This window comes from Acinetobacter guillouiae (assembly GCF_002370525.2).
GTDB lineage: Bacteria > Pseudomonadota > Gammaproteobacteria > Pseudomonadales > Moraxellaceae > Acinetobacter > Acinetobacter guillouiae.
Map to the genome: position 1 here is coordinate 3,247,212 of NZ_AP014630.1, position 22,838 is coordinate 3,270,049.

General features: G+C 38.5%; 20 protein-coding genes. 12 read left to right on the forward strand and 8 right to left on the reverse strand.

The genetic code is table 11. The annotated features are described in order from the left end of the window. The first annotated feature begins 47 nt into the window (after window positions 1-47). Window positions 48-1,391: an argininosuccinate synthase gene (argG, locus tag AS4_RS15215; protein WP_096734732.1), complete on the forward strand. Its 1,344-nt coding sequence runs from the start codon at window positions 48-50 to the stop codon at window positions 1,389-1,391. A gap of 76 nt (window positions 1,392-1,467) precedes the next feature. On the opposite strand, the gene AS4_RS15220 is transcribed toward argG, so the two are convergent. The 4 genes from AS4_RS15220 to icd form a co-directional block, all read right to left on the reverse strand. Then, window positions 1,468-1,698 carry a hypothetical protein gene (locus tag AS4_RS15220; RefSeq protein ID WP_004724907.1) on the reverse strand — a complete coding sequence of 77 codons (231 nt, stop codon included), beginning with the start codon at window positions 1,696-1,698 and terminating at the stop codon, window positions 1,468-1,470. A 274-nt stretch (window positions 1,699-1,972) separates the two neighbouring features. Further along, window positions 1,973-2,329: a hypothetical protein gene (locus AS4_RS15225; RefSeq protein WP_096734733.1), complete on the reverse strand. Its 357-nt coding sequence runs from the start codon at window positions 2,327-2,329 to the stop codon at window positions 1,973-1,975. Window positions 2,330-2,495: 166 nt separating this feature from the next. Beyond that, the gene (locus AS4_RS15230) at window positions 2,496-2,987 is read right to left on the reverse strand and encodes a DUF2867 domain-containing protein (protein ID WP_096734734.1); all 492 of its coding nucleotides are present in this window, start codon (window positions 2,985-2,987) and stop codon (window positions 2,496-2,498) included. A 208-nt stretch (window positions 2,988-3,195) separates the two neighbouring features. Beyond that, on the reverse strand, window positions 3,196-4,452 hold the full coding sequence (gene icd / locus AS4_RS15235) for an NADP-dependent isocitrate dehydrogenase (protein ID WP_096734735.1): 1,257 nt from the start codon (window positions 4,450-4,452) through the stop codon (window positions 3,196-3,198). Between the two features lie 804 nt (window positions 4,453-5,256). Here icd and AS4_RS15240 point away from each other — a divergent pair. Together AS4_RS15240 and AS4_RS15245 are read left to right on the forward strand one after the other, a co-directional pair. Next, a complete protein-coding gene (locus AS4_RS15240) occupies window positions 5,257-6,549 on the forward strand; it encodes an MFS transporter (RefSeq protein ID WP_004823065.1) in 1,293 nt (430 codons plus the stop codon). Window positions 6,550-7,086: 537 nt separating this feature from the next. Further along, window positions 7,087-7,875, forward strand: coding sequence for a pseudouridine synthase (locus AS4_RS15245; protein ID WP_004823066.1), 789 nt, complete (start codon window positions 7,087-7,089; stop codon window positions 7,873-7,875). A 258-nt stretch (window positions 7,876-8,133) separates the two neighbouring features. Here AS4_RS15245 and AS4_RS15250 read toward each other — a convergent pair whose 3' ends face one another. Beyond that, window positions 8,134-10,365 carry an NADP-dependent isocitrate dehydrogenase gene (locus tag AS4_RS15250; RefSeq protein WP_004823068.1) on the reverse strand — a complete coding sequence of 744 codons (2,232 nt, stop codon included), beginning with the start codon at window positions 10,363-10,365 and terminating at the stop codon, window positions 8,134-8,136. 686 nt (window positions 10,366-11,051) lie between these two features. On the opposite strand from AS4_RS15250, the gene AS4_RS15255 reads away from it, so the two are divergent. Beyond that, the gene (locus tag AS4_RS15255; RefSeq protein ID WP_096735546.1) at window positions 11,052-13,508 is read left to right on the forward strand and encodes an acyl-CoA dehydrogenase; all 2,457 of its coding nucleotides are present in this window, start codon (window positions 11,052-11,054) and stop codon (window positions 13,506-13,508) included. Window positions 13,509-13,666: 158 nt separating this feature from the next. Continuing rightward, window positions 13,667-14,053 carry a carboxymuconolactone decarboxylase family protein gene (locus AS4_RS15260; protein WP_004823072.1) on the forward strand — a complete coding sequence of 129 codons (387 nt, stop codon included), beginning with the start codon at window positions 13,667-13,669 and terminating at the stop codon, window positions 14,051-14,053. Between the two features lie 64 nt (window positions 14,054-14,117). On the opposite strand, the gene AS4_RS15265 is transcribed toward AS4_RS15260, so the two are convergent. Further along, entirely contained in the window at window positions 14,118-14,372 is a 255-nt protein-coding gene (locus AS4_RS15265; protein ID WP_004717008.1) for a hypothetical protein, read from the reverse strand. Window positions 14,373-14,677: 305 nt separating this feature from the next. Between AS4_RS15265 and AS4_RS15270 the strand changes: the two genes are divergently transcribed. The 4 genes from AS4_RS15270 (at window position 14,678) to AS4_RS15285 (ending at window position 17,700) form a co-directional block, all read left to right on the forward strand. Continuing rightward, a complete protein-coding gene (locus AS4_RS15270) occupies window positions 14,678-15,031 on the forward strand; it encodes a hypothetical protein (protein WP_096734737.1) in 354 nt (117 codons plus the stop codon). A gap of 1 nt (window position 15,032) precedes the next feature. Next, entirely contained in the window at window positions 15,033-16,751 is a 1,719-nt protein-coding gene (locus AS4_RS15275) for a PepSY-associated TM helix domain-containing protein (RefSeq protein ID WP_096734738.1), read from the forward strand. Continuing rightward, window positions 16,748-17,086, forward strand: a complete 339-nt coding sequence (locus tag AS4_RS15280; protein WP_096734739.1) for a DUF3325 domain-containing protein — start codon at window positions 16,748-16,750, stop codon at window positions 17,084-17,086. Before AS4_RS15275 ends, AS4_RS15280 begins: the two co-directional genes overlap by 4 nt. 89 nt (window positions 17,087-17,175) lie before the next feature. Then, window positions 17,176-17,700 carry a tetratricopeptide repeat protein gene (locus AS4_RS15285; protein WP_004717016.1) on the forward strand — a complete coding sequence of 175 codons (525 nt, stop codon included), beginning with the start codon at window positions 17,176-17,178 and terminating at the stop codon, window positions 17,698-17,700. 49 nt (window positions 17,701-17,749) lie between these two features. Here the strand turns inward: AS4_RS15285 and AS4_RS15290 are convergent, their stop codons facing one another. Further along, entirely contained in the window at window positions 17,750-18,688 is a 939-nt protein-coding gene (locus AS4_RS15290) for a DUF4424 family protein (protein ID WP_096734740.1), read from the reverse strand. Between the two features lie 19 nt (window positions 18,689-18,707). Next, on the reverse strand, window positions 18,708-19,259 hold the full coding sequence (locus AS4_RS15295; RefSeq protein WP_096734741.1) for a hypothetical protein: 552 nt from the start codon (window positions 19,257-19,259) through the stop codon (window positions 18,708-18,710). Between the two features lie 420 nt (window positions 19,260-19,679). On the opposite strand from AS4_RS15295, the gene ahcY reads away from it, so the two are divergent. From ahcY to AS4_RS15310, 3 genes are all read left to right on the forward strand, one after another. Then, window positions 19,680-21,062 carry an adenosylhomocysteinase gene (ahcY, locus tag AS4_RS15300; RefSeq protein WP_004717024.1) on the forward strand — a complete coding sequence of 461 codons (1,383 nt, stop codon included), beginning with the start codon at window positions 19,680-19,682 and terminating at the stop codon, window positions 21,060-21,062. A 156-nt stretch (window positions 21,063-21,218) separates the two neighbouring features. Next, window positions 21,219-22,055 carry a methylenetetrahydrofolate reductase [NAD(P)H] gene (gene metF / locus AS4_RS15305; protein ID WP_096734742.1) on the forward strand — a complete coding sequence of 279 codons (837 nt, stop codon included), beginning with the start codon at window positions 21,219-21,221 and terminating at the stop codon, window positions 22,053-22,055. Between the two features lie 36 nt (window positions 22,056-22,091). After that, the gene (locus AS4_RS15310; protein WP_096734743.1) at window positions 22,092-22,811 is read left to right on the forward strand and encodes a 16S rRNA (uracil(1498)-N(3))-methyltransferase; all 720 of its coding nucleotides are present in this window, start codon (window positions 22,092-22,094) and stop codon (window positions 22,809-22,811) included. The last annotated feature ends 27 nt before the right edge of the window (window positions 22,812-22,838 follow it).

Sequence of the window (22,838 nt, forward strand, 5' to 3'; positions counted from 1 at the left end):
GGCCACCCATGTATGTGGTGCCTCTTTCGAAATAGTTAGGACGAGCAATGACTGATAATGCAACGATCTTGCAGAATGTACCAGTAGGCAAAAAAGTGGGTATCGCCTTTTCTGGTGGTCTAGATACTTCAGCAGCTTTATTGTGGATGAAACAAAAAGGCGCAGAACCTTATGCTTATACAGCAAACTTAGGTCAACCTGATGAAGATGACTACGATGCAATTCCGCGTAAAGCTGAAAACTACGGTGCTGTAAAAGCCCGATTGGTTGACTGCCGCTTACAACTTGCATTGGAAGGTATTGCTGCAATTCAATGTGGTGCATTCCATATCAGCACTGGTGGTGTTCCTTATTTCAACACAACACCATTAGGTCGTGCAGTAACAGGTACAATGCTTGTTACAGCAATGAAAGAAGATGATGTTAATATTTGGGGTGATGGTTCAACCTATAAAGGGAATGATATTGAACGTTTCTATCGTTATGGTTTATTAACCAACCCTGCACTTAAAATTTACAAACCTTGGTTAGATCAACAATTTATTGATGAATTAGGCGGTCGCGCTGAAATGTCACAATTCTTGATCGACAATGGTTTTGATTACAAAATGTCGAAAGAGAAAGCCTATTCAACAGATTCAAACATGTTGGGTGCAACTCACGAAGCGAAAGATCTTGAATACCTCAATGCTGGCATCAAAATCGTTGATCCAATCATGGGCGTTGCGTTCTGGAAAGAAGACGTAAAAGTTGAAGCTGAAGAAGTTTCTGTAACGTTTGAAGAAGGCTTTCCTGTTGCATTAAATGGCAAACGTATTGAAGACCCTGTTGAATTCATTCTTGAAGCCAACCGCATTGGTGGTCGTCATGGTCTAGGTATGTCTGACCAAATCGAAAACCGTATTATTGAAGCAAAATCTCGTGGCATCTATGAAGCTCCGGGAATGGCGCTTCTTCATATTGCTTATGAACGTCTTGTAACTGGTATTCATAACGAAGACACTATTGAACAATATCGTATTAATGGTTTACGTCTAGGTCGTTTATTGTACCAAGGTCGTTGGTTCGATTCACAAGCATTGATGCTACGTGAAACAGCACAACGCTGGGTTGCTAAAGCAATCTCAGGTACTGTGACTTTAGAACTTCGTCGTGGTAATGACTACACGATTATGAACACTGAATCAGAGAACCTCACTTATGAAGCTGAGCGTTTAACCATGGAAAAAGGTGATTCAATGTTTAGTCCTGCTGACCGTATCGGCCAATTGACTATGCGTAATCTTGATATCACGGACACCCGTGCAAAACTTGGTATTTATACCAATACTGGTTTATTGGCTGTCGGCACAGGATCTGCGATCCCTCAGTTGAAAGACAAAAATAAATAATTTTTGATGAAAAAAACCGCCAAATTGGCGGTTTTTTTAGCTTTAGCCTTAATGACTTTTCATTAAAGATTGCTTATCAAGACACTGCATTCTTCGTTTCAGGCTGCGATAAGTTTTGTTGCTCTAATTTTTGCTGTTGTTTTTGCAACTCAATCTTTTCGGCGTGTTCTTGGCGAATTTGATCATATTCTCGTTTGGTTTCAGCATCACTTTTAGCCGCAAGAAAAGCCATTCCAACTAAAAATACTGGAAATAACAATGCTAATGTCGCAAAGATATAAAATTTTTTCGAACTTGTCTGTGACATAAATTCAAGGCTTTCAATAAATTTAACTAGGCTGGTTAATATAACAGAATAATCCCATCCAATACATTACTCGCCTACAGCCATAGGATTACAACCCCCTATTTATTGAAAGCGAAAAACTTAAGTAAAAAGCATATCACCTTGTGATTTAGAAGCTTCAGCAATCACTTCCACCAATACTCTTCATACATCAAGTTATTATTATATTGAGCTTATTCCTAAAGCTATTTCAATAAAAACCAGTTGCCCATAAAACAGCAGATTTAAAAAACAATTAACGATTCTTTGTTTGTTTATAAGCTTCTTGCGCTATAGCCAAACTTTTCTTTTTACCTTCAACTGTATCTGGAATCTCATTAGAAGTTCCATTTCCAGAATGGCGTTGCAAATGTTGTTGTTGAGAATACTGATGCATTTCAGACTGAGTTTTTTGTTGTTGTATCGAAGTTTGGTTTGCAGTTCGTTGGGTTAATTTTTGTTGAAGTTGTTGCTGTGGATTTACAGTAGCAGTTCCAGCACAAGGTCTAGATTGGTAAGTTACCGAACCTTTTATCACACATTTGTGCACATCTTTAGCAAATACATGATGAGAAATCCCTAAAGCTAAGATAACCAACAATACTTTTTTCACAACCAACACTCCATTTAAGTTTCAACAAAATATCAACAAATGATTTAAATTGCTATTTACACAGGAGTTTTCTTATTCACAGGAGTTTTCATCTACAATTAAGGTATAAATATGACTTTTTTTGCCAAGTTTTACAGCATTTTGTCATAGTTCAAATCCTTCAGTTTCAAGATTTAATTTGAAGGTTTTTAAGTGATTGCTGAACAATAAAACCATGAACCATAGAAACAGGCAGCATATAAATTTTCCCAAAAAGATTATATGTCACTACACTGGTACATATCGTTAATTCATTTCTAAGTTCATCATATTCTTCGATTTGTAAAACCAACAATACACTCAAGTGCTTATCGGTTGACTGTAAAAAAAGCTCACGATCTGAGACTTTAACCACATCAAAAAAGTCTGCTTTTCCACCCACTTGAAGTGGTTTAGTTGATTCACCAAAGCCTTGAATAGGTTGCACACCACCTAAATGCCGGCTTAAAAAATCTCTTAGCTTAAACGCAGCTCTCAACCAAACTGGCGGCTTACTGGTCATTAGATAATAGGCTTGAGTACTGGTAAGATTTTTATCAATATATTGCTTGGCTTCATGTAAAAAATTTAATTGATCAAGTGGAGCAACCAGTATTTTAGGATCATTTTCTATGTTCATTCGATTAACTCCTTAAAATATAATTAATATTTTTTCAAACAACCGCTAAAAACAGTCTACAGTAATCAGTTGTTGGTGCAATTACTCACAGCCTAAAGTTTAATAAATATACTTAGATTCTAGAATAAAATAGACAAACCATAAATAAAAAAAGGCCCACACTTGGCAGACCTTTGATTATACTGACTTTAGTGCGTCTATCTTTTAATTAGCTATCCATGTTATCAATGATTGCTTGACCAAATTCAGAACAGCGAAGCAAAGTTGCACCTGGCATCAATCGCTCAAAGTCGTAGGTAACAGTTTTCGCAGCAATCGCTCCCGATACACCCTGAATAATCAAATCAGCAGCTTCAATCCACCCCATATCACGAAGCATCATTTCCGCAGAAAGAATAATAGAACCTGGATTTACTTTATCCTGGCCTGCATATTTCGGTGCTGTACCGTGAGTCGCTTCATATACAGAAATTGCACCACCAATATTTGCACCCGGCGCAATTCCAATACCACCTACTTCAGCTGCCAACGCATCAGAAATATAGTCACCATTTAAGTTAAGTGTCGCAATCACAGAATATTCAGAAGGACGCATTAAGATTTGCTGTAGAAAGGCATCGGCAATGACATCTTTAATAATGATCTCTTTACCCGTTCTTGGATTTTTAATTTTTACCCAAGGGCCGCCATCAATCAGCTCGCCACCAAAACGATCAATTGCCAGCTCATAACCCCATTCTTTGAATGCACCTTCGGTATATTTCATGATATTGCCTTTATGCACTAAAGTTACACTCGGCTTATCATTATCAATCGCAAACTGAATCGCTTTACGCACTAAACGCTGAGTACCTTCTTTCGATACAGGTTTAATACCAATCCCACAATTATCTTCAAAACGAATCTTGGTTACACCCATTTCTTCTTTTAAGAATTTAATGACTTTTTTCGCTTCAGGAGAATCTGCTTTCCATTCGATACCTGCATAGATATCTTCGGAATTTTCACGAAAAATCACCATGTCGGTCAATTCAGGGTGTTGAACAGGTGACGGTACTCCTTCAAACCAACGTACAGGACGTACACAAACATAAAGGTCGAGTTCTTGGCGTAAAGCGACATTCAATGAACGAATACCACCACCCACAGGTGTAGTTAATGGACCCTTAATCGAAACCACAAATTCCCGCAGCGCCTCAAAAGTTTCTTCAGGCATATAGGTACCGTAGATTTTATCTGCCTTTTCACCACAGTAAACTTCCATCCATTCGATCGAACGTTTGCCAGCATATGCTTTTTGAATTGCGGCATCTACAACAGCTTTCATGGCTGGAGTAATATCAACACCAATACCATCCCCTTCAATAAAAGGAATGATTGGATGATTTGGAACATTCAGTGACAAGTCTGCATTTACAGTAATTTTGCTACCATCGGCAGGTACTACGATCTTCTGATAACCCATTGTTCAGGTTCTCCCTTTTATTATAGTTGGCAAATCCAAAATAATTGCCAAATAGACATTACTTTTAACCCTTCTTAGCGCATATCAGTCTAGTCTAATTCGTACATTTTTTGAGATTTATACGAGGAATAACAACATTTCTCTACTGAATAAAGCACAATGTTTCATTATTTAATATCATTCAAACCATCATTTTTTATATAAATCGACAAGCTCAATCATCCCTAATGCTTAAAATAAAAGTATTAGCTTTGCTTTTCCATACACATAAATTTTCCAAGAGTCAGAGCTTTAAAAGTGAGAGCTACTATACGTTTTCACTATAAACATGATTTCTAATTTTTTGATTTTATATTCGCTATTTAATTTAAAAATCTATAACATTTTGACAATAGATTGATAACCAAACCAGCCACCTTAAAACCACAATATATTCATATATTTCATTACATTAAATTATGCACCACAATAGAACACAAACAAAAACCGGCAATTTTATTTTCATTATTGGTGTTTTTTGCCATTGATTTATGTTTTAAAAAAATAATTTCCATAGAATCACAACCAAGTTAAGATTAATTACAAAAGTAATTCACTTTTACTATATGTTTTCACATGAATTTTAATGAAAAAATAAATCAAAATTCATTTTTTAATTCCTTCTGCCTATCCTATGGCCTCCAATCAAATTAACCATCTTTGCAATTATTATTTAGTCTTAAAATCTTTAACATTATTCCTGTTTTTTAAATCGTAATGAATTTTGAATTTATTGTGATTCAACCTATCTCATGGATGTAAATAATGGATAAAACTTACACTAAAGAAGAGAAGCGAGGTCGTATACGCGGTATCGTCGGCGCAGCTTCAGGAAACTTAGTAGAATGGTTTGATTTTTATATTTATGCTGTGTTTGCGGCATATTTCACTAAAGCATTAACTGCACCTGATATGGACTCCGGTACTCAAGCAATTTATGTATGGGGTGTCTTTGCAGCCAGCTTCTTTATGCGACCAATTGGTAGCTGGGTTTTCGGACGAATTGCCGATAAACATGGCCGTAAAAAATCAATGGTCATTTCCATCTGTCTTATGGCAGTAAGCTCTTTCTTATTTGCGGCACTCCCAACCTACGAACAAGTTGGAATGGCAGCACCTTTCCTACTTTTACTTGTTCGCCTGCTACAGGGTTTATCTGTAGGTGGTGAATATGGTGCTGTAGCAACCTATATGAGTGAGCTTGGCTTAAAGGGCCAACGAGGCTTTTTTGCTTCTTTCCAATATGTCACCTTGTCGGGCGGTCAATTATTAGCAAGCTTGCTCGGTGTTATTATGCTGGCATTCCTATCAGAGCAGCAATTGCTTGATGGTGGCTGGCGTATTCCTTTTGTCATTGGTGGTATTGCTGCAATTATCTCTCTACTTGCACGTAGCCGTTTGGAAGAAACATTATCTAGCGAAGACAGTGATAAAGAAGAATCTGGAAGCTTAAGTGAACTGTTTAAAAATCACTGGAAAACCTTCTTATTGGTTGTAGGTTATACCTCTGCGGGTTCCCTCACCTTCTATGTGATTACAGTATATTCAAAGACCTACCTCACCAATATGGGTGTAGATAGTAAAACTGTCGGATTCATTATGACAGCTTCACTCTTTATTTTTATGCTTGCACAACCGGTGTTTGGTGCTATTTCTGACCGCATTGGCCGTCGTGCTGCAATGCTTGCGTTCAGTGGTACTATGGCGATTTTCATCTATCCAGTCATGGTGATCTGGATGCCACATTTCAGTTATTCGCCATTGATGGTTGCTCTGTTACTTATTTTCCTCATGATGTTGCTCAGCTTCTATACCTCTATCAGCGGATTGGTTAAGGCAGAAATGTTCCCACCACATGTTCGCGCATTGGGTGTTGGTTTCTCTTATGCTGTGGGTAATGCGATCTTTGGTGGTTCTGCACCATCTGTTGCACTACAGTTCAAAGCGGCGGGTATTGAAAGCACCTTCTTCCTTTATGTGATTGTCATGTTAGTGATCTGTTTCTTATGTAGTTTTAAATTACCGAAAGAACCTGAATATCTAAAACATGACCACTAAATAACATGGTTAAACCATAGATAGCCTGTGATCACTGATTAAAAATTGAGATCTACGCTATTCAAAAAAGCTGTACTACCCAAAGGTGGTACAGTTTTTTTTACCACAGTGAGGCATCGCCTACGCAAAGGTATTTAAACTTTGAATGTAAAGTGTGGCAATGCAAGCTTTTATAATCAAATAATTTATCCACCATGTAATTGATTCAATAAAAAATTTCAATTAAGAGAAATTATACTTTTGTGTCTGAGTTTTTTGACAGGTTGACTATAAGATATAGCTTCAATAGACGCTGTTTTCAAGTTGCCTAGCTCAATTTCACGCAATGGTAAATTCTAGCAAGATAAAACCACCAATCCCCCGCCTAAGAAAAATGTATTTACAACTCAGCCTCGGTAAATAAATAAAGTTGAAGAATACAAAGCGTAATCTGATATAGTAGCGCACATATCGTAGTCTTTATCTTTACCCAACTCTCTTCAAACGGGTAACTTTATCAAACTCAAAAATTTTATTGATATTTATTAGTGGTCTAAAGTGAAAATTGTCATTCTTAATAAACCTTATGACGTCCTCTCCCAGTTTCGTAAAGACGAAGCACATATGACGATGTCTGACTTCGTAGATGACTCGACTTTGCGTTTGGCGGGTCGTCTCGATATGGACTCTGAAGGTTTAGTTTTTTTAACTGATCATGGTGGTTTAAATCAATACATTACCAATCCTGCCAATAAGAAATTTAAAACTTATTTGGTGCAAGTTGATGGTGATGTGACTGAAGAAGCCCTAGAACAGTTGCGTAAAGGTGTTGAGCTAAAAGATGGTATGACTTTGCCTGCTCAAGCGAATAAAGTTGAACAACCTGAATGGTTATGGGATCGTGATCCACCAGTACGTTTCCGTGCCAATATTCCAACATCTTGGATTGAAATTTCTATTTGTGAAGGCCGTAACCGTCAAGTCCGTCGTATGACTTCGGCTGTTGGTTTTCCAACTTTACGTTTGATCCGTACCAAGATTGGTGCAATTGATTTGGTGCAAATGGGTTTACAACCTGGTGAAACTAAAGAAATTGAACCATTACTTTATCCAGACTTCCAAAATATTCCAGCAGATGAACCTTACCGCTCACGCTCTTATGTGAAGAAACCTGGCGGTACAGGTGGAAAACCAATCGTTCGCAAAAATAAAGATGGTTCAACAAAGAAATCTGGAACTAAACGTATCTGGCAAATGGAAGATGGTGAAAAACCACGTCGTAAGACCAATGGTACCACCCGCCCAAATACCAAAGCACCACGTGGTCGTGGACGTAATGGTCGCTAGGATTTAGTCCTTCTAAGCCATTAATCGATTGCCACATATTGCAAAAATGCCCAATGAATTTCATTGGGCATTTTTATTTTATAACTAAAAAATTCAAGACCAATTAAAACCAATCTCGCCCTCATCATTTAAATTGATTCATACAAAACCTTGCAAATAAATAACTTAAACAAAGATTTACTCCCTCAATAAAAAAAGCCGATGCGTATGCATCGGCTTTTCTCACCAACAAGATCGTTGGTTTATAGCATTTAAAACCTAAACAGTTGCAAGTGTAGCGTTAAGCGTCGCACTTGGACGCATTACAGCTTCAACCTTAGCAGTATCAACTGCATAGTAACCACCGATATCCGCTGGCTTACCTTGAACAGCTGCAAGCTCAGCAAGGATTTTGTCTTCGTTCTCATCCAATGCTTTTGCAAGTGGTGCAAACTTGGCTTTTAATTCAGCATCGTCATTTTGTGCAGCAAGTGCTTCAGCCCAGAACTTCGCAAGGTAGAAATGGCTACCACGGTTGTCAAGCTCACCTGTACGGCGTGATGGAGACTTGTCGTTATCTAACAATTGACCAGTTGCTTGATCCAATGTTTTCGCCAATAACTTAGCACGCGCATTATCTTCTTTAATGCCCAACTCTTCTAAAGAAACAGCCAATGCCAAGAATTCACCAAGAGAATCCCAACGCAAGTGGTTTTCTTCTACAAGTTGTTGTACATGTTTAGGCGCTGAACCACCCGCACCTGTTTCGTACATACCACCGCCCGCCATTAACGGAACGATAGACAACATTTTCGCAGAAGTACCCAATTCCATGATTGGGAACAAGTCAGTTAAGTAATCACGTAAAATGTTACCAGTCACTGAAATTGTATCTAAACCACGAGCAACACGTTCAAGCGTATAACGCATTGCACGTACTTGTGACATGATTTGGATATCAAGACCCGCTGTATCATGATCTTTCAAGTATTTTTGTACTTTCTTGATCAATTCATTTTCATGTGGACGGTATGGGTCAAGCCAGAAGATTGCAGGCATACCTGAGTTACGCGCACGCGTTACTGCAAGTTTTACCCAATCACGAATCGGTGCGTCTTTCACCTGACACATACGCCAGATATCGCCTTCCTCAACGTTTTGTGACATCAACACTTCACCAGTTTCAAGATCTGTGATGTTTGCAACACCCGCTTCAGTGATCTCAAAAGTTTTGTCATGTGAGCCGTATTCTTCAGCTTTTTGCGCCATCAAACCAACGTTTGGCACAGTACCCATAGTACGTGGGTCAAAGTTACCATTCCACTTACAGAAATTGATCATTTCTTGGTAAATACGTGCGAATGTTGACTCTGGCATAACAGCTTTACAATCATACTGCTTACCATCAGCACCCCACATTTTACCACCGCCACGAATCATCGCAGGCATAGATGCATCCACAATCACATCATTTGGTGAATGGAAGTTGGTAATACCTTTCGCTGAATCCACCATTGCAAGTGCAGGACGGTGTTCTTGGCAAGCATGAAGATCTTCAATGATCTCTTCACGTAATGATGTTGGTAAAGTTGCAATCTTCTCGTAAAGACCAGCCATACCGTTATTGACGTTAATACCTAACTCATCAAATAACTTAGCGTGCTTTTCAAATGCTTCTTTATAGTAAATTTTTACACAGTGACCGAATACAATCGGGTGTGAAACTTTCATCATGGTTGCTTTTACATGCAACGAAAATAAAATGCCCGCTTCACGGCAATCATCAAGTTCTTTCTCATAGAAATCGCAAAGCGCTTTCTTGCTCATAAACATTGAATCGATGATTTCGCCATCAAGTAATGCAACTTTTGGCTTAAGCACAATGCTCTCACCATTTTTGGTGATCAGTTCCATTTTTACGTTACGTGCACGGTCAAGTGTCATTGACTTTTCACCGTGATAGAAATCACCCTCATCCATATGCGAAACATGTGTTTGTGACCACTGTTTCCATTCGCTCATTGAATGTGGATGTTTCTTCGCATAGTTTTTCACTGCTGCAGGTGCACGACGGTCAGAGTTACCTTCACGTAACACTGGATTCACCGCAGAACCAAGGCACTTGCTATAACGCACCTTAATTGCTTTTTCTTCTTCAGTTGTTGGATTTTCAGGATAGTCTGGGATTGCATAACCCTTTGACTGAAGTTCCTTAATACATGCGCTCAACTGAGCAACAGATGCACTGATATTTGGGAGTTTGATAATGTTAGTGTCTGGATCTTGAGTAAGACGCCCTAAATGCGCAAGGTTGTCAGATACTTTCTGTTCATCGCTTAAGTATTCCGCGAATTCTGCAAGAACACGAGCAGCTACAGAAATATCAGTTTTGACAATCTCTACGCCAGCTGGCTTAGTAAAGGTCTCAATGATCGGCAGTAGCGAATAAGTCGCCAACAATGGCGCCTCGTCAGTCAGTGTGTAAATGATTGTTGACTTTCCACCAGCCATATATAGCCCCTTGCTTTAAATTGTGTTTTGAGAACCGAGCTTGTGACCCAGCCCTTACGAACCGACTTGCTTAAATTTAACCCCAAGAGTATCAGCCTTCCTGGTATTACAGTCAACGTAAGATCTGTGATAACGACATTTCGTAAAAAAATGGTACATCACAAATATTGCATTAATATCAATATTTGCACAAAAATTAAGCATTTTCTTGTAAAAATAGTCATTCCGATCAAGAGCAACAACAATCCATGCCCTCTTGTGCTTTATTGTTTTAAACATTAAAAATTTTATCTTGCTGATTCTTACAGACTGAGCAGCAAATTGAAAGCCATTGAAAACACATCGACACGCTTCAGCGACATAAAACAAGCCAAACAGCACAAACAAAAATCAGCTAAATACTGTTTAAATTTTAAATCATTCAAGTCTGTCTAAAAAATGAATAAGCCAATGAATGGAAAGTTTATTTACCCCCCCAATACTCTGGTCACGATATGACAATAAATATGCTTTGGTTAACTTATACTCACAAAACAACAATACTTTTACCTTGAATAGTAAGTGAAAAAATCGTTATTAATAAATTACATGTTTAATTTTTCATCACATCTTTGATGAAAGAATAAGCTTCAATGATGTATTTCCGATCCCAAAATTAATATTAAAACTGTAGAGGTAATATGTTAATGCTATTACTCATCGCAATACTTATTCAAATCATCTCACTCTGGGCCGTTTTCTTTTTTGCACTTCATCGAACAGTCGGAAGTATCACTACGATTGTCATTGCAATTCTGAGTGCAGTGATCAGCCCATGGTCTCTCATCCTTGGTCTTCCGCTTATTCTCATCAGTTTAGTGTTACTGATTGAACCACTGCGAATGCAAGTTTTGACTAAACCGGCCTATAAAACATTAGCCAATGCAATGCCAAGCATGAGTACCACTGAACGTGAAGCATTGGATGCGGGTACCAGTTGGTGGGAAAAAGAATTATTTATGGGGGCGCCAGATTGGGAAAAATTTAACAATTATCCCTACCCGACGCTTAGTAATGAAGAGCAATCTTTTTTAGATCATGAGGTTGAACAACTCTGTCAGTTGCTAGATGAATGGGAAATTCATCAAAATAAAGACCTTAACGCAGAGACATGGCAATTTATTAAAGACAATGGCTTTTTTGGACTCATCATCCCTAAAACTTATGGTGGTCGTGAATTTAGCTCTTTTGCACAAAGTCGCATTATGAGCAAAATTGCCTCACGCTCTTTAACCACCGCTGTGACCTGTATGGTGCCTAACTCATTAGGACCGGGTGAGCTCTTACTGAATTATGGTACAGACGAACAAAAAAATCGTTATTTGCCCGGCTTGGCCAAGGGCGAAGAAATTCCCTGCTTTGGACTCACCAGTCCTGAAGCGGGTTCTGATGCTGGAGCGATTCCTGACACTGGCGTGGTTTGTTATGGAGAGTTTGAAGGTCAACAAGTGCTTGGCTTAAAGATGAATTTCTCAAAACGCTGGATTACTTTAGCACCCGTCGCAACGGTAGTCGGTCTCGCCTTCAAACTGTATGACCCAGATGGCTTATTGGGAGATAAAACTAAAGCTGAGTATGGTATTACCTGTGCTCTTATACCCGCCTCTCATGCAGGCGTAGAGGTTGGACCAAGGCACCATCCGGGTGGTTCCCCATTTATGAATGGTACAGTCGAAGGTAAAGATGTCTTTATTCCGCTTGACTGGATTATTGGTGGCGCAAAAAATGCGGGGAATGGCTGGCGTATGCTGATGGAATGTCTGGCTGTTGGACGTGGTATTTCACTTCCTGCACTTTCTACAGCCGCAGGTGAAATGACGTATTTATCTGTAGGTGCATTCGCTAAAATTCGTCAACAATTTAAATTATCAGTAGGTAAATTTGAAGGAGTGCAAGAAGTTAGCAGTGACATCGTCAGCCATACTTATATGCTAGAAGCTTTCCGCTATTTAGTCACTTGTGGTTTAAATCAAGGTGGCAAACCCGCTGTTATGACCGCGATGGCAAAATACTATGCCACTGAAACGATGCGAAAAATCGTCAATCATGGTATGGACATCACAGGAGGTCGTGGTATTCAACAAGGTCCGCGTAACTTTCTTGCCAATATGTATCAAGCTATTCCGATCTCGATAACAGTTGAAGGGGCAAATATCTTAAGCCGTTCGTTAATGATCTTTGGTCAAGGTTCAATGCGTTGCCATCCTTATTTATTTGAGGAATTACAACTGTTACAGGCCGAAGATAAAGCCTCTGCCTTAAATACATTTAACACCATGTTATATCAACATTTAGGCTACACCTTAAACCGTGGTGCGCGTGCATTCACTTATGGATGGTTTGGGGCAAGTAGTCAACGACCTGACTCATCAGATGCTTTTACTCAACCTTATTATAAAATCATCAATCGATTCAGTACTGACTTCGCCCTAACCGCAGATATGTGTCTTGGACTGTTAGCTGGTGATATTAAACGTAAAGAAATGCTCTCAGGGCGATTAGCTGATATTCACTCCAAAATGTTTATTGCGACAGCCATTCTCAAATTTTATGAAAATGGTCAAAGATCCTCGCAAGAACAGGTACATGCCAAACTTGCATTAGACGAAACGCTTTATGATGCCCAAGAAGCATTTTATGGCTTATTTGATAATTTTCCGATTCAAATTGCATCAAGTCTGGTTAAATTTGTTTGTTTCCCATTTGGTCGACCGATCAAAAAACCGAGTGATCGTCAAAAGAGTGAAGCAGCGGAACTGCTCATGCAAGATAACCCGTTCCGAGATTATTTAAAAACGCAGGTTTATTATACTGTTGATCCGAATGATGCTTTTGGACGAATGGAAGCCACCTTCAATCTACTCACAACTGTTGAAGACGATTGGAACAGTTTTAAAAAAGCGGAATCTAAAGGTGAATATAAAGGGCTAACAATTGAAGAGCGCATACAGGATGCAGTCACTCGTGGCTTAATCAGCGATGATTTAGCCACGAAATTAACCCAATATAACGCACTTCGTTATGACAGTATGCTCACAGATATTTTTGATGAAAAATTAGAGCAGGTGTTGGTATTAGAAAATCCTCATCTTCACTCAACTTAAATCGATTTGGCAAATGCCATTTAACAGATAAGGCGATATAAAACGTTGACCATAAACAGCGATTCACCATCGCTGTTTTTTAACATAGACATATTGCCAATGGGTTATTTGCCTATTTCGGTATAGTGTTAAAAATATAACAGCTGAGGAAAAAAACGATGTCTCAACAAGATTATGAAAATGGCTTAAAAGTCCGTACAGAAGTGATGGGAGAAAGTTTTGTAAAACGCGCTCAAGACAACACTGTTGCTTTTACAAGACCTTTGCAAGACTGGATCAATGAGCATGCATGGGGTTCAACTTGGCAACGTGAGGGTGTTTTACCACGTAAATACCGCTCTTTGATTACCATTGCATTTTTAGTTGCACAAAAAAGCCCAACCGAACTAAAAGGTCATATTCGTGGTGCATTGAATAATGGCGCAACAGTTGAAGAAATTCAGGAAGTGTTATTACACAGCCTACCTTACTGTGGCGCACCCACAACCCAAGAAGCATTTCGTGCCGCGCTCGAAGTCATCAATGAATATCAAAAAGAATCATAGACAAGCAATACCTGCTAATTCTTCAATATAGGTCATGCTCAAAACTATGGCCTATATTGCCGAGTTAATTCCAAAACACATTAAAACTATAAAAAAACTCATCCACTTCAAAGCGGATATGATATCCCAATTGGGTTAACTCAGAAGAAAGCCCACGAATATCCTCTAAAGCTAGATGTTTAGGCAAAACTGTAAAAACAGCAGTATTGCCCTGCTTAGCATTCTCTTCAATCATTTGAGCCAAACGAACTTTATATAGCTCTATATTTAAGTTTGAATTGGCTGCCAATCGTTTCGCGTCTTCAGCATGAATAAACATTATTTAATTTCCATATTATTATTTTCCAAGATGTCACTACAAGATATAAATAAATATCGAAATACGCTGTATGCTTTATGTTCGAAGGCACATGCTCAAAAATATAGTCACGATAAAATCGTGTAACCATCTAAAATTATAAAAATTTTTTCAATTATTCTGGATAAACTTGTATCCAAGCCTGTTCATAAAAGTTGAAATAAATCCAGTGCTTTATTTTAATCAAATTTAACTTTTGTATTTAAAAAGTAAATGATAATTGTTATTATTTACTTAATTTTTAACCTTTCTGTATTTGATTGCCTATGAATAGCCAGACTGAGCTCGATGTACTAAACGCATCAGTTTCAACTCCGACTGTATCAACACGAGCTAAATCCGCACCCTCACTCATACAATATCGCGTCATGATTGCCTACCGTTTTGCTCTGGCAATTCTTGGTGGTTATCTGCTTGCATCTTTGTCCGCTATAGTGATTGCAAAAGCATTTGCTGATTATCGTGCCGCGGCTGCGATGAGTGCAACGCTACTTGCTTTCTGTATTCACTGTGCTGCATTCATTTGGGTTTTTATGGTCAATAAGACATTAAAAGCCAGCTTAGGCATACTTCTCCCAAGTATCATTTTATTTGCCATTTATAAAATGATGGGGAATTAAGATGCGCGTAGATGCAAAAGTTGAAGGTCCACGCCAATCTATGTCATGGTTACATACATGGGCAAGCTTAATTCTTGGTTGGTTACTCTATGCAATTTTTTTGACAGGAACATTGAGTTTCTTTCAGTCTGAAATAACGGCTTGGATGAAACCAGAAATACATCAATCCGTTCCAAGTGATTCTCAAGTACAGCAAACCCAAGTTGCCTTAGATTATCTACAAAAGAACTATCCTGATGCTGGTAGTTGGACGATTCAATTACCCAATTCTAGACAGACCACAACTGAATTAAATATTCGTAAACAAGGTGAAGATCTACAAGCGCGTCGTGGTGGGGAAAGAATCACCATAGACAGTGCAACTGGACAAGTTATTGAAGCACGAGACACCCGTGGTGGTGGTTTTCTATATCGCTTTCACTTTGAACTGTATGGATTTGATCGTATTTGGGCACGTTGGATCGTCGGTTTAGCCACGATGCTGATGTTTGTGGCAATTATCAGCGGCATTATTACCCATAAAAAAATTTTTAAAGATTTCTTTACGTTCCGTTCAGGTAAAGGCCAACGCTCTTGGTTAGATGCACATAATGCCACAGCTGTTTTTGCCCTTCCCTTTCATATCATGATCACCTTCAGTGGTTTGTTATTACTGATGTTTATGTTTATGCCTTGGGGAATTAACCAAGTCTATAAAGATCGACAAGAGTTTTTTCAAGAGATGCGCGGAGGTGCAGTTCAGCAAAATAATGCTCGCAATAGAAATGCTGAAAACCGTACTGGATCTGCAAATGCAAATCAAACTCAAGGCCAAAATGAACAACGCTCACGAGGCGAAAGAGGCAAAAAACATCAACAAGACGCTGGTCATCCTGCACCACTCAGCGACTTAACCCCGCTTATTACAACTGCTCAAGCGCAATGGAAAGAAAATCCGATTGCTTCTATTCAAATCATTGCGCCAAATACATCCAATGCCACCATTGAGCTTCGCGCTTTATATGCGAAGAGTGTAGTTCAGCGGGGTGTTTACCCCATTTTAAAATTCGATGGCGTGACTGGTAAAGACATCAGCGAAGCGGCTCAAGCAAACAATGCCTCTATTCCAATGGGGATTTACAATGTGGTGACTGTATTGCATGAAGCACGTGGTCTTGATTTAACCTTCCGCTGGTTATTGTTCTTCTCTGGTGTAATGGGCACATTAATGGTTGCAACGGGGCTGATCTTATGGTGCGTCAAACGTGCACCGCAACAACAAAAACAAGGCTATAAATCATTTGGTTATCGTTTTGTTGAAGTGATGAATATTGCCGCTGTGATTGGATTACCTATTGCATGTGCAGCCTACTTCTACGCCAATCGTTTCATTCCATTTGAAATAGAAACACGTTTAAATTGGGAAATTAGAGCCTTCTTTATTGTATGGTTAGCTACGTTAATTTATGCAGCGCTTCGCCCACATCGTCAAGCTTGGCTAGAACTTCTATTGTTCTCTGGTGTTGCTTTTGCCCTATTGCCTATTGTCAATTTTATTACGGGTGGTCAAGCACTTTGGAACAGTATTGCCAATGGCCAATGGATGATTGCGTCTTTTGATTTAATGACATGGGCGCTTGCGATTTTGTTTTTCTACTCATTTTATAAAGTTAAAAAACATAAAGGGCTTCCTGTCAAAAAAGCCAGAAATGTACTTTCAAATAAGGAGATTTCAGCGTGATTTTCTTCTTATTAATTTGGTCTTTGTCTAGCTTGGCTTTTATCACGCTTGCCAGCGCAATGTCAAAACATCAAAAACAGTTCTATGGACATGAACTAAGCCCCAAACAAACCCAACTTGCTTCTATTTCTGGTTGGGCTTTACTGCTGATTTCACTGATCATTTGTGTCATGTCAGGGCAGCTTAGTAGCATGCTCAGCATTTGGGTTGGAGTACTGACCTTTTCAGCATTATTTGTTGGGGTGTTATTAAGCTATTACAGTTTAAAAATGAAATTGGCTGCCAGCTTTTGTGTGGGTATCAGCTTAATCACAAGTGTGATGCTACTCATTTAAACTGTTTCACAAAAATCAGTTATAATCATAAGCCAATCTGCGGATTGGCTTTTTTTCTATCAAATTTATTGCCTTGTATTGGTATTTTTATGTCTAAACCACTTTCAATCCCTTCAGAATTACTCAATCGTGCTGCAATGGGCAATCCCGCTGCACAATTTGAACTTGCTGAAATATATATGCAAAGTGAAGATGAAGATAACAATCAACTTGCAGAAGAATGGGCACTTAAGGCAGCACAATTAGGCCATGTTGAAGCCATGTATTGGTTAGGTGAAGGCTATGCTTATTATGCAAAAGATATCCTTGAAGAAGATCCTAAAGAAGCCAAGGCTTATTTTGAACATGCCCACCGCTGGTTAGAGCAAGCGGCCAAACATCAGCATCCTGCTGCGATTTTAGAGTTATCCAATTTCTATCGCCGTGGCGATGTGGTTGAAAAAGATCTGGTGAAATCAGTAGAGCTGGTTGAGCAAGCAGCAAAACTGGGTGAAGTTCAAGCCATGCGTGATCTTGTTTGTATTTATGAACACGGGATGGGCGTTGATGTTGATGAAGAAAAAGCTGATTTTTGGGCTGAAAAAGCCAAGTCAGCTGAAGACACCTCAGTATAATTTATAAATTTAAGCCCATATAAAATGGGCTTAAATTTGATTCACTTATTTAATTACGTAAATGCACAAAAATTACATCTAAATCTTGTTTAGGTACAAAGTTTTTCTCAACCATTTGGAATTGTGTCGGGCTAATTTTATAGACTTTACCTTTCCAACAAAACGATACCAACTCTCCCGGATCACGTTCAATGGTCAATTTAAAGTTTTCAATCGGTTTTGCCCAGTTTGCCCCAGTAGTCAAGATATAACTCAGTGCATTAAAAGGCGAATGTTCCGACTGTGCTTTTTTCAAGCCTTTCTTAAAATTACTGTCCATACAAAATTGTTGATTATATTCATCTGGATATAATGCAACCGAACCACCCACTAAAGGTTTATATTGATGTTTTACCTGTGTAATTGAATTGGCTTTAAAAGTTTGCTTCCAGCTATAAACCACTTGTGATGACCAGTTGATGACTTCGTCTGGATTTTTAGGCAAAATGCTTTTTACTTTAGGGTTTGAGCAGCTTTTTAGTTTCTTTTCAAATACCCCATATTCATCACTTTTGCGATTCCAAGGATTTAACATTTCAGTTTGTGAAAAACCACATTGTTTAAATAACTCAGTGACATCAATCGCTTTAGACTTTTCATCTCTTTGTATAAATGTCTGCACATGCATTGTCGGTTGAACCGCTTTTCCATTAACCTGAATTTTAAAACTTTTTAATAAATCCTCAGTGTGGGCAAAATCGGATTCAAAAGTATTATCAACTCGTGGTAAAGGGAACAAAACGGTTTCAGTAATATCCTGATTACTGAGGTTTTTAAATTGATAATCGACCTTAATTAATTTTTTACTAATAAATAAGTCTTCACGTTGCATGGCAATATTTTTATTTTTAAGGTACTCAATTCCCCCTGTTCCCACATAACCTGTAGAATCATTGGCAAAAGCTGATGTCGCTGTCAGAATCGATGTGATCAATACGATTTTTTTCATTCTCTTTAATCCAAATCAGTTAATCCAAATCAGGAAATTCTATTGTTTGATAATGCACACGATAAATGGATTCATCAAAAATAATATGTGTAGCAATCTGTTTGATAATCTGTTCTTGTAAAAGAATTTCTTTTTCTAAAACTTCATTCCAATAGATTGAGTTTTCTGAAAAATTCTCATAATAATCCAATACTTCAATCATCGCATTAAACAAAGCCACTAAATGCTGGCTTTTGTTTTGATTTGATACCATCAAGAAAAAGGCATCCAAAGAAATCACCTCAATGGCCGCTAATTCCTCATAATCATCGGCATATTCATCTACGGAAGCATTTGATTGTCGAATTCGCTTTTGATAATCAATTAAATTTTCTTGATCAATATCCTGAAATAATTGTTTTTTATCAATTTTAATTTGATAATTTTGTTCAATAGCAGATTGAAAATTCGGTAATTTTTCATAAAAAGCAAAAACAGCTTTCACCAAACTTTTCCGCTGTTCAAGCGAAGCCTGCTCAATGGCTTGTCGCAATGCAAAACTATGCTGATCAATTATTTTTACAATATCCATCAATTTAATCTCCCCGATATTCACTTTTTAAACCAAAAAACCCAGAGATAGAAAAAGCAAAGCACGTATCATGATCACAAATACTGCAATCATCATTACACAGCTCTAGCACTTGGCAAACGCTGAAACGCATCATCTTGATTTTATTTCTGTTTATATATCAGTAAATACTGATCATATTTTTGCATAGCATAGCGATTCAAAAACAATTCTATCTTTTAGTTGAATATTAACCAACTACATTTGAACTCTATTAAAATCTAGGTACAATAGTGGCCAGTCGAGGGATGCTGCGACTTTTTCACAGGCACATAAATGTGAAATCGCTAGGCTCGACGATTCGGTCAGACTTTCGTGCTGATCAACAACGGCATCCGCGAACTGAATGATCAATATTTTTTTAATATAAAGGAGATCGTGATGAACGCGGTTAATGCTTCATTTACAGATTATAAAGTTGCAGATATTTCCCTCGCTGACTACGGTCGTAAAGAAATCAAACTTGCTGAAGCAGAAATGCCAGCGTTGATGGGCTTACGTAAACGTTATTCAGCAGCAAAACCTCTTGCTGGCGCAAAAATTCTGGGTTGTATTCATATGACCATTCAAACTGCTGTTTTAATTGAAACACTGGTTGAATTAGGCGCAGAAGTACGTTGGACTTCATGTAACATCTTCTCAACTCAAGACCATGCAGCAGCAGCAATTGCAGCATCTGGTGTTCCAGTATTCGCTTGGAAAGGTGAAACTGAAGAAGAATACATGTGGTGTCTTGAACAACAAATCAATGTTAATGGCACGCCTTGGGATGCCAACATGATTCTTGATGATGGTGGTGATTTAACTGCTGTTGTTCATGAAAAATATCCTGAACTTATTGCTAAAATTCATGGTATTACAGAAGAAACGACTACGGGTGTACAACGTCTAAACGAAATGTTCCGTGATGGTACTTTAAAAGTTCCTGCAATTAACGTGAATGATTCAATCACAAAATCTAAAAACGACAATAAATATGGCTGCCGTCATTCATTAAATGACGCAATCAAACGCGGTACAGATATGTTGTTATCTGGTCGCCGTGCGCTTGTGATTGGTTATGGTGATGTTGGTAAAGGTTCTGCTCAATCACTTCGCCAAGAAGGTATGATTGTACGTGTAACTGAAATTGACCCAATCTGTGCAATGCAAGCATGTATGGACGGTTATGAAGTTGTTTCTCCATATAAAAATGGTGTACAAACAGGTAAAAAAGAAGACATTAACTTAGACCTTCTTCAAAATACTGATTTGATCGTAACAACTACAGGTAACTACCACGTATGTGATTCTGCAATGTTAGATACATTAAAAGCAGGTTCAGTGGTGTGTAATATCGGACACTTTGATACTGAAATCGATACAAACTATTTACGTGGTTACAAATGGGTTGAAGTTAAGCCTCAAGTACACCAAGTGTATCGTACAGAAAATGAAAATGATTACCTGATTCTTCTTTCAGAAGGTCGTTTGGTTAACCTTGGTAATGCAACAGGTCACCCTTCACGCGTGATGGATGGTTCTTTTGCCAACCAAGTATTAGGCCAAATGCACTTATTCGCAGAGAAATTTGCCGATCTTCCAGAAGATCAAAAAGCTGCACAGATCCGTGTTGAACTGATTCCTAAGAAATTAGATGAAGAAGTTGCTGCAGCAATGGTTGCTGGTTTTGGTGGCGTATTAACGCAATTGACTCAAGTTCAAGCAGATTACTTAGGTGTTGCAGTTGAAGGTCCATTTAAATCTGAGGCTTATAAATACTAAGTTTTAATCCCCCTCTCCCTAGCTTTCTCCCTTAGGGAGAAGCAATATTCATTAACGTATTAATGAATATAAAGGTCAAGTCCTCTCCTTTATTAGGAAAGGACTTTGGAGAGGCTAAAACAAATTAAAAAAGTATGAATAAAAAAGGATTTAACCATGACCAAACGTGTTCCAATTTCGTTTGAGTTTTTCCCGACCAAAACTGATGCAGGGGCGGAAAAACTTAAGCTTGTTCATCAAGAATTACAGCTTTTAAATCCAGAGTTTTTCTCGATTACTTATGGGGCTGGTGGTTCGACGCGTGAACGTACGCTAGCCGCAATTGCTGACTTTAATGGTAAAGGCACACCTGTTGCCCCTCACCTTTCATGTATTGGTGATGACAAAGTACGTATTGCTGAATTACTCGATATCTATAAAGCTCAAGGGATTGATCGTATTGTTGCACTTCGAGGTGATTTACCTTCTGGTCAAGTTGGCCTAGGTGAACTTCCTTATGCGACTGATTTGGTCCGTTTCATTCGTGAACACTCAGGTGATCATTTTAAAATTGAAGTTGCAGCATATCCTGAAATGCACCCGCAAGCTGACAACTTTGATGCAGACATTAAGCACTTTGCAGAAAAAGTCAAAGCAGGTGCAAATGCAGCCATCACTCAATTTTTCTTTAATCCAGATGCCTATTTCTATTTTGTAGAGCGTATCCAAAAGCAAGGAATCGATATTCCTGTTGCGCCTGGAATTATGCCAATTACCAATGCAAGTAATTTAATCCGCTTTGCAGATGGGACAGGTGCAGAAATTCCACGTTGGATTCGTAAGCAACTTGCGACCTATGGTGATGATTCTGCAAGTATCAAAGCCTTTGGGCATGAAGTTGTGATCAAACTGTGTGAACGCCTTATTGCAGGAGGTGCACCAAGTTTGCATTTCTATAGCATGAATCATACTGAGCCAAACCGCCAACTGGTACTTGATCTCGGTTTAGCTTAAATCAAAATTGCATCATCAACTTGTGAGTAAAACTGCATGCCCCGCTTTTATATTGAAACTGATTTAGCTGTCGAAACTACGGTTGAACTCACTGAAACAGTATTTCATCATTGGGTCAAAGTATTGCGTGCACAAGTGGGTGAAAAAGCCATCTTGTTCAATGGACAAGGGGGTGAATATGAAGTGACTTTAACAGCAGTCGCTAAAAAATCTGCTTCTGTTTTAGTCAATTCATTTAATCCAGATAACCGTACCCCTGCTTTTACAGCCCTACTTGGACAAGTCATGAGTAAGGGCGATCGTATGGATTATGCGATTCAAAAAGCTGTGGAATTGGGCGTAGCTCAAATTCAACTGCTCACATCAGAACGTTGTGAAATGCGTTTAAAATATGATCGAGATCAAAAGAAATTAGATCATTGGCAAGGTATAGCGATTGCAGCTTGTGAACAGTGTGGTATGAATCTTGTTCCTCAGATTTTAGCGCCTCTAAGCCTAAACGAATGGATCAAAACTGAATTACCGCAGAGCAAATTTGTCCTTGCGCCTGAAAAAGAGCAAGCAGATGTACTGAAAGATATAAGCCCAGATATCGCCCTTTTGATTGGCCCTGAAGGTGGCTTAAATGAAGCTGAAATTGATCAGGCCAACCAATATGGATTTAAAAATTGGTGCATCGGTGATCGTATTTTAAGAACTGAAACAGCCCCTGTAGTTGCATTATCAATTTTGAATTATCAAAGCTTTAAAAAGTGATGTATGTCATGTAAAATAATTGCAAAT